Genomic DNA, 10,083 nt, shown 5'->3' with positions numbered 1-10,083 from the left:
TTCCTTTGAATTGGGTTATTGCCCCTCGGAATGTTCTAATTAGATAAATGGTATGAGCTGAATGTTTTTGTGTTTTTAATATTTCCTACTCTTTTAGTTGGTATTAACTAGAAATACCATTCTTTCTTACTTTTAATTAGAAAAGTATCCATTATTATTTCCCCATAAAATTAAATTAGAAATGACCGCACTTTAAATGCTTAAGATTGTCTTAAAGTCCGGTCTGTATTATTATTTACTCAGCTCTATATTTAATTTAATAGGTTTTTTATGCGATTTTCACAATATATTTTTAGAAAGTTTTCTCTTTCATCAACGACTATTATTGCTTTAGTTTCACTTTATTTCACACTGGTTTTGAATTACCAATTTTATCAAACAGTATTAAAACTTAATCCTTTTACCGGTAGTTCTGAAGATTATTTTTTATTTACTGTCCCATTTTTTGTTTTCTTTACGCTCAATGCCGCATTTCAGCTCATTAGTTTACCAATTCTACATAAAGTGGTTATTCCATTACTTTTAGTCATTAGCGCTGCAATTAGTTATCAGGAAATTTTCTTTGGTATTTATTTTGATAGTAATCAGCTGAATAATGTTCTTCAGACGAACTTTGCCGAAAGTTCTAGAATGGTCACGACCTCTTATCTGTTGTGGATCTTTGCTTTAGGGGTTATTCCGGCTTGGTTGTATATTCGTACACAAGTGAATTATCGTCGTTGGTATAAAGAAATCTTGATTCGTTTAGGAATGATTGTACTTTCTTGCGTGGTTGTGATCATTATTGGGAAATTTTACTATAAGGATTATGCGGCATTTTCACGTAATAATAAGGAAATTGTGCATTTGATTGTACCATCGAATTTTATTGGCTCAACAATACAATTAGTGAAGAAAAATTATCGAACTAATCTACCGTTCACAGAGATCGGTTTAGATACATCAGTTGAAAAACCGGATGAGTATCGTCATGTGACTATTTTAGTAGTGGGGGAAACAACAAGAGCCCCAAATTGGGGATTGAATGGTTATGCCCGCCAAACTACGCCAAAATTGGCAGTTCGTGATGATATTATCAATTTTAAAAATGTCTCAAGTTGCGGCACTGCAACGGCAATTTCCGTACCCTGTATGTTTTCTCGTTATACCCGTTCTGATTACAATGCAACTAAGGCGGAACATGAAGATAATTTATTAGATATTTTACAGCGTGCCGGTGTTGATGTTTTATGGCGTGATAACGATATGGGATGTAAAGGTGTATGCGAACGTGTTCCTACGCAGAATCTAACAGCATTAAATTTGGCTGAATATTGCAGAAATGGGGAATGTTTAGATGAGATTTTATTAAAAGATTTGGATAAGGAACTAAATAAGTCAGACAACGATATAGTAATCGTATTACACACGATTGGCAGCCACGGTCCAACCTATAATGAGCGCTATTCCAAAGCCTTTGAAAAATTCACACCAACTTGTGAAACCAACGAAATCCAAAAATGTTCGAATGAACAATTAGTGAATACTTATGATAACGGCATTCTTTATATTGATAATTTTTTGAATGAGGTAATCAAACTTTTGGAGCAAAAAACAAACTGGGAAAGTATCATGTTTTATGTGTCCGATCACGGTGAAAGCCTAGGGGAAGACGGTATTTATTTGCATGCGGCACCCTACGCTATCGCTCCGGATTATCAAACCCGAGTTCCCATGGTGATGTGGTTTTCACCGACATGGGTAAAAAATGAAGGTTTTGACTTGAATTGTTTACGTAAAAATGCTGAAACCCAAGAATATTCTCACGATAATTATTTTCACACGATTTTTTCAATGTTAGATATAAAAAACGATTTAAATATTTACGATAAAAAACTTGATATTTTGGCACAATGTAAAATTCGGAACTAAATTTAATTCATCCGAAATTTGAACATGATTATTGAATAGGCGAGAATAATTCCGCCTATTTTATTGATTCACTTTCCACCTAATTAATGCTCATTTTCTTTATTCATGGCAGATGGGTTCATGGACAAGTTGTTTTGTGTATAAAGTTGATGTCATAAATAGCCATATTGGTTTCTAGTAGTATTTTTTAGTTAAAGAAAGGGCAAGTTTGCACTTGCCCGAGGTTTATTTCCAATTTTCACGCTTTGCTTTTTGTAGTTTCGCATAGGCGTTTAATAAGGCTTGATGTTCTGTGAAATTTTTCAACATCTCATCACTTGCCGGTAAATTATAGAAAGGATAGCCTTTTTCTGCCGTAGCTGCCCAAGCGTATTGCACGGCATCTTTGCCGTACATTTTTTCAAGTGCGGCGCGATACTGCATTGGAGCACGATTTTCGTCCAAATGGAGTTCAATAATACTAATTAATGCTCGGTAATAATTGGTACGCTCCGCTGTGAAAACAGAGGTATTCATATTTAACGTCCAATTTGCCCAATCCAATGCTTGTTCTAACTCACCTAAAACTAAATGCAGCATTGATTTTAGCTCACCAACCCGTAATGTTGTCCAGCCGCTGGTTTTAGGGGCAACAATACCAATAAATTCACGTACGCGGGTTGCGTCATCAATATTTTGCCTATCCAATTCTTGCAATAATTCTTGGTAAGTTGCCGAATCATGATGCCAGTTCGGTAAATCAAGCAGAATTTCTCGCCAATCCATTCCCATATTGTTATTGGCATAGATTAAATCATCTGCCGGATAAATATCCGACATGCCCGGTACGATAATACGGCAGGCGTACACACCCAAATGGCTGTAATCCATAATATAAACTTCTTTGTTTTCCGAACGGAAAATTGCCATGAGATTATTGTATTCTTCTTGCGTTGTACCGGAGAAATCCCAATCGACAAATACATAATCAGGCGTTTGCTTGAACAGATCCCATGAGATCAAACCGCTAGAGTCAATAAAATGAGTTTCTAAATTAGCGTGTTCGGCAACATCTTCATTATTGAAAGAAGGTGGGGCGAATACATCCAGATCTTTCAAACTACGACCTTGTAGAAGCTCTGTCACCGTACGTTCTAATGCCACTTGGAAATTAGGATGAGCGCCAAAAGAAGCAAAGCACGTTCCATTATTTGGGTTCAATAATACCACGCAAATAACCGGATATCTCCCACCTAAGGACGCATCAAAGACATAAATTGGGAAACCTTCTTCTTCCAATTTGGCGATAGAGGCTTGAATGGAAGGGTAGCGATCCATCACTTCTTTTGGAATTTCCGGTAAGCTAATGGCTTCCGCAATAATTTTATTTTTGACATAGCGTTCAAACACTTCCGATAAGCCTTGTACGCGTGCTTCAAATTTGGTGTTGCCGGCAGACATTCCGTTAGACACATAAAGATTGGCGATAATACTTTGCGGAATATAGACAGTTTGCTCATCAGATTGGCGAACATAAGGCATAGCAACAATACCTCGATCATAATTGCCGGATTGTAAATCCACCAGCAATTCCGGCGTGAGTTCTCCGTCCGGATCAAAATAGTTGAGTAAATTGTCGTCTAAAATTCCTTTCGGTAATGCGGTTTCATCTTCAATCGGGAACCATTTCTCACTTGGATAATGAACGAAATCACCGTTTGCAATTTCTTGACCTAAGTAGAAATCCGCAAAGAAATAGTTGGTGGAAAGACGCTCGAAATATTCACCTAATGCAGAGGCAAGAGCCGCTTTTTTGCTTGCTCCTTTGCCGTTGGAGAAACATTGTGGACAATCTTTATCGCGAATATGCACCGACCACACATTCGGTACGGGATTTAGCCAAGAGGCCTCTTCAATATTAAAACCTAGATCGGTTAATTTTTGTTGGAATTTGCCAATACTGTCTTCAAGTGCCGCATCTTTGCCGGGGATAAAGGTTTGTTCGTTCATTTTTGTTCCTAAATTCAAGATAAAAGTGCGGTGAATAATAGGGGAGTTTTGCAAAGGGAGCAAGAATTGATTTTAACTTTACGAGGAATTTTCTACTTGCTATCAGGCGAAATTTGACAAGAGGTCATCTCTTCTTGAAAGGCTTCGGAGGGTTGCAAAAACGTAGGGATTTTTGACCGCACTTTTTCCGTATTCATGGTTAATGGGTAAGTTCGTTTTTGTGCCACAATCAGGGTTAAAGGTGAAAACAGCGTGGTCTTTTTATGATTAATGACGAGATTTTTATGTTCTATAATTTCAAAATGAAGTAACTCTAACCAGTCTATAATGCGCCAAGTGGGATATTGACGGAACGGAAAAGCCCCCAGTTTTTGTTTGAAAATCAGCGGGCTGAGAGGATTAAATAAAGAGAGAAATAACCAGCCGTCATCAGCCAGCACACGATGGGTTTCCCGTAAAATTTGATGAGGATCTTGGGAAAAGTTGAGTGTGTTGGCGAGAAAACAGGCATTGATTTCTTGTTGAATCAGAGGTAACTCGGTGGGGATTGCTTGAATTAAGCTTTTGTTAGGCGATAAAAGTGCAGTTAAATTTTGAGAAATTTTTTCACTAATAAGAATTTGCTGATGTGTCGGTATTTCAAGGGGGATTTCTGCACTTAATGCACCAATTTTAGCGATCTGATAGCCCAAAATTTTTGATAACCAAGGAGCAAATGCGTGCTTTAATGCGTTACAATAGGCTTCACCTTGTGGCAGCTGTTGCCAACTTGTCGGTGATATGAAGGGGAGTTTTGCTTTTGCGTGCCAATTGATAATCATAAATAAATTTAGTGAGGAATTATGTTAATTGCGCTAGCGGCGTTGAATGACAATTATATCTGGCTTTATCAACGTAAAAATTTACCGATTATTATTGTCGATTTACCGGAAACGGACAAGCTCTTTTCGTGGATTGAACAACATCATTTCCCGATTGAAGCGGTTTTATTGACCCATGAGCATGATGATCACACTCAAGGTGTAGCTGATTTCAAACAGCGTTATCCGAACGTACCGATTTATGGTTCGCAAGAATGTGCGAAAAAAGGGGCAACAGAGATTATCAATGAAGGGGAAATTATGACGCCGAATTATCGTATTCAAGTGCTCCCGACCGGCGGGCATACGGCACAGCACGTGAGTTTTTTGGTAGATAATCACTTGTTTTGTGGCGATGCATTATTTTCTGCTGGTTGCGGGCGTGTTTTTACCGGCAATTATGCGCAAATGTTTGAAGGATTGTTACGCTTAAAAACATTGCCTGATAAAACGGTTGTTTGCCCCGCACATGAATATACGATGAGTAATTTAGCCTTTGCCGAAACCGTCATTGCTGATAAAAGTGCGGTTAAAAATCACCGCACTTTTGTAGAAAAACTCCGCTCGGAAGGAAAACCAAGCTTGCCTACAACGTTAGGATTGGAGAAGTCTATTAATCCTTTTCTGCAAGCGGCGACACTGGAAGATTTCATTATTTTACGAAAAGAAAAAGATATTTTTTAACTCTTTTAGGTTATTCTTGACGAGTTGTTGTTTGTTGATTTGCTCAATGTTGCACAATTCATTAGAATAGCGCATTAATTTTTTATTGAGTATTTTGCCGTACGTTGAAAATACGGTGATTTCTAAATGTATTATGACCCTTCTTGTTCTTGGCATTAATCATAAAACCGCTTCAGTTTCGGTGCGTGAGAAAGTTGCTTTTTCCGATGAAAAGCGACATCTTGCCTTACAACAAATTCAGCAACAAAATCTTGCCGAAGGGGCAGTGATTCTTTCAACCTGTAATCGCACGGAAGTCTATTTGCATCATCGCCAAATTTCACCGCAAGAGTGTGATAAATGGCAGCAAAATGTAGAAAATTGGTTTGCAGATATTCATCAACTTTCTTTGGCGGAACTTTCCCCGAGTATTTATACCCATCAAAACCAACACGCTGCCAATCATCTTATGCGGGTGGCTTGTGGCTTGGATTCGTTAATTTTAGGCGAGCCGCAAATTTTGGGGCAGGTTAAGCAAGCTTTTCAAATTACGGAAGCCTATTATCAACAGTCTAAAGTTGTGCTCTCAAGTGAATTTTCCCGCTTGTTTCAAAAAACCTTTTCTACAGCGAAGCGTGTGCGTACAGAAACTAATATCGGTGAAAGTGCCGTATCGGTGGCGTATGCCGCTTGTAGTTTAGCCCGCCAAATTTTTGAATCCTTGCATAGTGTGAATATTTTGTTAGTCGGGGCGGGAGAAACCATTGAACTGGTGAGTCGTCATTTGCTACGTCATGGCGTGAGAAGATTAATGATTGCAAACCGGACGGTCGCAAAAGCGGAGTTACTCGTCGAAAAATTGGCAAACAATACTCCTATTGATGTTTTTTCCCTTGATCAATTACAAAATGCGCTGGATCAAGCGGATATTGTGATTAGCTCAACGGGGAGTCCGAATGTACTTATTAATCAAGAAATGGTGAGTCTTGCTCAGAAAAAACGGCACTATTCTCCAATGTTGCTGGTCGATATTGCGGTTCCGCGTGACATTGATGAGACGGTCGCTAAATTGGATAGCGTTTATCATTACACAGTAGATGATTTACAGGATATTATTCAGCGTAATTTGAGCCAGCGGGAGCAAGCCTCAAAACAGGCGGAAGTGATTATTGCGCAAGAATGCGAAGATTTCTTTGAATGGTTGAAAGTGCGTCAATTTTCCAATCTGATTAAGCATTATCGTGAAGATGCGGAGCAGATGCGCCAAGATTTATTGGAAAAAGCCTTACAACATTTACAACAGGGCGATAATGCAGAAGCCGTGTTGCAGGAATTAAGTTATAAATTAATGAATAAACTTATTCATGCACCTACGCAAACCATGCAATCTATGATGAAAGCAGGCAATGCGGAGGGGTTACATTTATTCTCTAATACACTTAATCTTTCACATCCTCTCGATGAAAAAAATAGTTAAATTTTTGACCGCACTTTGTGGCTTTCTCGCATTACCTACGATGGCGGAATATCGAACTTTTACTGATGCGAATATTACCTATGGTATTTTTCACGCCAAACCGGAAGAAGTGCGCTTACATTGGCGGGATAGCGAAGGTCAAAACTACCATTCCCTTACTAATCTGAAACGTGCCTTACAAAAAAATTACCAAATCAAAATGCTCATGAATGCCGGTATTTATAGCAAAAATAATACGCCGGCAGGGTTATGGATTGAAAATGGTCAAGAATTAAACCCGTTGAATAAGAAGAGAGGGAAGGGAAATTTCCATGTTCAGCCTAATGGCGTATTTGCTTTAGTGGGTAAGATGCCTTACATTCTTACGACGAATGCCTATCAAAAAAAGCGATTAAAACCGACATTTGCCATGCAATCCGGACCTATGTTGCTCATTGAAGGAAAGATAAATCGTCAATTTAGAGCCGACTTGGAAAGTTACCATAAACGTAATGCAGTGTGTTTGGATAAGAAAAACCGATTGTTTTTTATTTTAACGACATCAGGAAAACCGAATCTTTATACTTTCAGTCAGGGATTACAAAAATAGGGTGCTACCATGCCTTGTACTTAGACGGGACGATTTCTAATTGGTATATCCCCGATATATTTAGTAGTTTCCATTGGAAGCATTTTGTTGGAATGATCTCCGTGACCGAACTGGATAAAAAATAACAAAAGCGTTTTTTTTATAATCAACTGAACCTAAAAATTAGGATTTTTACAAAAAATGATTGACGAGGTAGAGGCAAATCAGCATAATACGCTCCGCAAAGCCGATATGGTTAGCAAATAGAAGGCTACATAGCTCAGTTGGTTAGAGCACAACACTCATAATGTTGGGGTCGCAAGTTCGAATCTCGCTGTAGCCACCATTTGCGGGACTGGCGAAATTGGTAGACGCACCAGATTTAGGTTCTGGCGCCGAGAGGTGTGTGGGTTCAAGTCCCTCGTCCCGCACCATTTATCGCTTTGTAAGTCAAAATAGTAGTTGGGGTATCGCCAAGCGGTAAGGCACCGGGTTTTGATCTCGGCATCCCTAGGTTCGAATCCTAGTACCCCAGCCATACTATCCTAAATTTTCTTTATTCTTAATTAAAAGAAACTCTATTGGGGTATCGCCAAGCGGTAAGGCACCGGGTTTTGATCTCGGCATCCCTAGGTTCGAATCCTAGTACCCCAGCCATCTCATCTTGATTGTCCTGTTTCGATTTAGCTTTTTTAAGCTTTCTTAGTTTTACTACATAAAAAATGCGATCAAAATTGACCGCACTTTTTACATTTACCTAATGCTCTCTTGTTTTGAAGAACTCAATATCAGGGTAGCGTTCCTGGGCTAAATTCAAATTTACCATAGTTGGCGCGATATAAGTCAGATTATCACCGCCATCTAGGGCTAGGTTTTGCTCATTTTTACGCTTAAACTCTTCAAATTTCTTCCCATCGCTACATTCTACCCAGCGGGCTGTTGCAACGTTCACATTTTCGTAAATGGCTTCTACGTTGTATTCGGTTTTCAAGCGGGAAACCACCACATCAAACTGAAGCACACCCACTGCCCCAACAATCAAATCATTGTTGATTAATGGACGGAAAACTTGTACCGCCCCTTCTTCGGAAAGCTGTACTAAACCTTTTAACAACTGCTTTTGTTTGAGCGGATCTTTCAAACGAATGCGACGGAATAATTCAGGGGCGAAATTTGGAATCCCGGTGAATTTTAAATTTTCACCTTGGGTAAAGGTATCGCCAATTTGGATTGTGCCGTGATTATGCAAACCAATAATATCGCCAGCATAGGCTTCTTCAGCGTGAGCGCGATCCCCTGCCATAAAGGTTAGCGCATCAGAAATCACCACATCTTTACCAATACGCACGTGCTTAAGCTTCATTCCTTTTTCATATTTACCGGAAACTACACGCATAAAGGCGACACGATCGCGGTGTTTTGGATCCATATTGGCTTGGATTTTGAACACGAAACCGCTAAATTTTTCTTCCGAACTTTCTACCGTGCGGGAGTCCGTTTGACGTGCCTGTGGTTTTGGTGCCCATTCGGTTAAACCGTCAAGGAAATGATCAACACCGAAATTACCCAGTGCGGTACCAAAAAATACAGGGGTTAATTCACCTTTGATAAAGGCATCATATTCAAATTCATTGCTCGCCCCTTGTACCAATTCCAATTCATCACGTAATTGTTGGGCTAAATCCTCACCCACCGCCGCATCTAATTCAGGGTTATTCAATCCTTTTACAATACGCACTTCTTGAATGGTTGAGCCTTGTCCTGATTGGTATAAATAGGTTTCGTCTTTACTCAGGTGATAGACGCCTTTAAACAATTTACCGCAGCCGATAGGCCAAGTGATCGGGGCGCAACGAATTTTCAGTACATTTTCTACTTCGTCCAACAATTCCATAGGATCACGAATATCACGGTCAAGTTTATTCATAAACGTGATAATCGGCGTATCACGCAGGCGGGTGACTTCCATTAATTTAATCGTGCGTTCTTCAACCCCTTTTGCGGAGTCAATCACCATAAGGCAACTATCCACCGCTGTTAAAGTGCGGTAAGTATCTTCAGAGAAATCTTCGTGCCCAGGCGTATCAAGCAAATTCACCAAGCAATCGTTATAGGGAAATTGCATCACGGAAGTGGTAATCGAAATTCCACGTTGCTTTTCCATTTCCATCCAGTCGGATTTTGCGTGTGCCGATGAGCCTTTACCCTTTACCGAACCGGCAGTTTGAATCGCATTACCGTATAAAAGCACTTTTTCGGTGATAGTGGTTTTACCCGCATCGGGGTGGGAAATAATCGCAAACGTTCTGCGTTTATTCACTTCTTGAGGATAAGTCATGATCTTCTCTTGTTCGTTAAAAAATGTTCGTTATTTTCGCTGATTTTAAGATTTTGCTCAAATTAAATATATAAATAAACAGCGTTATCTAACAGTATAAATAGAAAAGTTGTTCGTTATTTAATCGTTTCGTTTTCAAATATGTGCAAAAGATGAATTTATTGATTGTTTCTATCTATTTATTATTTTTTATAGATTCTTAAAACCTTTCAAAATTTGAGGATAGTTATCAATCATGATAGTTGATTGGAGGTGATTCATTAAAATAACTTTATGA

Annotated in this window: 7 protein-coding genes and 4 tRNA genes; 8 read left to right on the top strand and 3 right to left on the bottom strand. The window is 39.1% G+C overall.

Annotated features, from left to right (window positions below; translation table 11 throughout):
• The first annotated feature begins 270 nt into the window (after nt 1-270).
• Nucleotides 271-1,911, top strand: coding sequence for a phosphoethanolamine transferase (locus BKK47_RS09990; RefSeq protein ID WP_077494699.1), 1,641 nt, complete (start codon nt 271-273; stop codon nt 1,909-1,911).
• Between the two features lie 225 nt (nt 1,912-2,136).
• On the opposite strand, the gene ycaO is transcribed toward BKK47_RS09990, so the two are convergent.
• On the bottom strand, nt 2,137-3,900 hold the full coding sequence (gene ycaO / locus BKK47_RS09985; RefSeq protein WP_077494698.1) for a 30S ribosomal protein S12 methylthiotransferase accessory factor YcaO: 1,764 nt from the start codon (nt 3,898-3,900) through the stop codon (nt 2,137-2,139).
• A gap of 92 nt (nt 3,901-3,992) precedes the next feature.
• Complete coding sequence (locus BKK47_RS09980) at nt 3,993-4,721, bottom strand: class I SAM-dependent methyltransferase (RefSeq protein ID WP_077494697.1); 729 nt, start codon at nt 4,719-4,721, stop codon at nt 3,993-3,995.
• A gap of 21 nt (nt 4,722-4,742) precedes the next feature.
• Between BKK47_RS09980 and gloB the strand changes: the two genes are divergently transcribed.
• From gloB to BKK47_RS09945, 7 genes are all read left to right on the top strand, one after another.
• The gene (gloB, locus tag BKK47_RS09975) at nt 4,743-5,444 is read left to right on the top strand and encodes a hydroxyacylglutathione hydrolase (protein ID WP_077494696.1); all 702 of its coding nucleotides are present in this window, start codon (nt 4,743-4,745) and stop codon (nt 5,442-5,444) included.
• 133 nt (nt 5,445-5,577) lie between these two features.
• Complete coding sequence (gene hemA, locus BKK47_RS09970; protein WP_077494695.1) at nt 5,578-6,900, top strand: glutamyl-tRNA reductase; 1,323 nt, start codon at nt 5,578-5,580, stop codon at nt 6,898-6,900.
• Nucleotides 6,884-7,489 carry a phosphodiester glycosidase family protein gene (locus tag BKK47_RS09965; RefSeq protein ID WP_244149135.1) on the top strand — a complete coding sequence of 202 codons (606 nt, stop codon included), beginning with the start codon at nt 6,884-6,886 and terminating at the stop codon, nt 7,487-7,489. Before hemA ends, BKK47_RS09965 begins: the two co-directional genes overlap by 17 nt.
• A gap of 248 nt (nt 7,490-7,737) precedes the next feature.
• Nucleotides 7,738-7,814 (top strand) — tRNA-Met (locus BKK47_RS09960).
• A 3-nt stretch (nt 7,815-7,817) separates the two neighbouring features.
• Nucleotides 7,818-7,902 (top strand) — tRNA-Leu (locus BKK47_RS09955).
• A gap of 29 nt (nt 7,903-7,931) precedes the next feature.
• Nucleotides 7,932-8,006: transfer RNA gene (locus BKK47_RS09950), tRNA-Gln, on the top strand.
• 44 nt (nt 8,007-8,050) lie between these two features.
• A tRNA-Gln gene (locus tag BKK47_RS09945) sits at nt 8,051-8,125 on the top strand.
• A 100-nt stretch (nt 8,126-8,225) separates the two neighbouring features.
• Here the strand turns inward: BKK47_RS09945 and prfC are convergent.
• Complete coding sequence (prfC, locus tag BKK47_RS09940; RefSeq protein ID WP_077494694.1) at nt 8,226-9,806, bottom strand: peptide chain release factor 3; 1,581 nt, start codon at nt 9,804-9,806, stop codon at nt 8,226-8,228.
• Between the last annotated feature and the right edge of the window lie 277 nt (nt 9,807-10,083).

The sequence above is a fragment of the Rodentibacter mrazii genome (assembly GCF_001998825.1).
GTDB lineage: Bacteria > Pseudomonadota > Gammaproteobacteria > Enterobacterales > Pasteurellaceae > Rodentibacter > Rodentibacter mrazii.
The sequence above is the reverse complement of the archived record's forward strand: the minus strand, read 5'-3'. Positions and strand labels throughout refer to the sequence as shown.

Excerpts from the sequence above, each read along its gene's own strand:
- gloB (WP_077494696.1), top strand. The coding sequence starts at position 4,743 with ATGTTAATTGCGCTAGCGGCGTTGAATGACAATTATATCTGGCTTTAT.
- BKK47_RS09990 (WP_077494699.1), top strand. The coding sequence starts at position 271 with ATGCGATTTTCACAATATATTTTTAGAAAGTTTTCTCTTTCATCAACG.
- hemA (WP_077494695.1), top strand. The coding sequence starts at position 5,578 with ATGACCCTTCTTGTTCTTGGCATTAATCATAAAACCGCTTCAGTTTCG.
- prfC (WP_077494694.1), bottom strand. The coding sequence starts at position 9,806 with ATGACTTATCCTCAAGAAGTGAATAAACGCAGAACGTTTGCGATTATT.
- BKK47_RS09980 (WP_077494697.1), bottom strand. The coding sequence starts at position 4,721 with ATGATTATCAATTGGCACGCAAAAGCAAAACTCCCCTTCATATCACCG.
- BKK47_RS09965 (WP_244149135.1), top strand. The coding sequence starts at position 6,884 with ATGAAAAAAATAGTTAAATTTTTGACCGCACTTTGTGGCTTTCTCGCA.
- ycaO (WP_077494698.1), bottom strand. The coding sequence starts at position 3,900 with ATGAACGAACAAACCTTTATCCCCGGCAAAGATGCGGCACTTGAAGAC.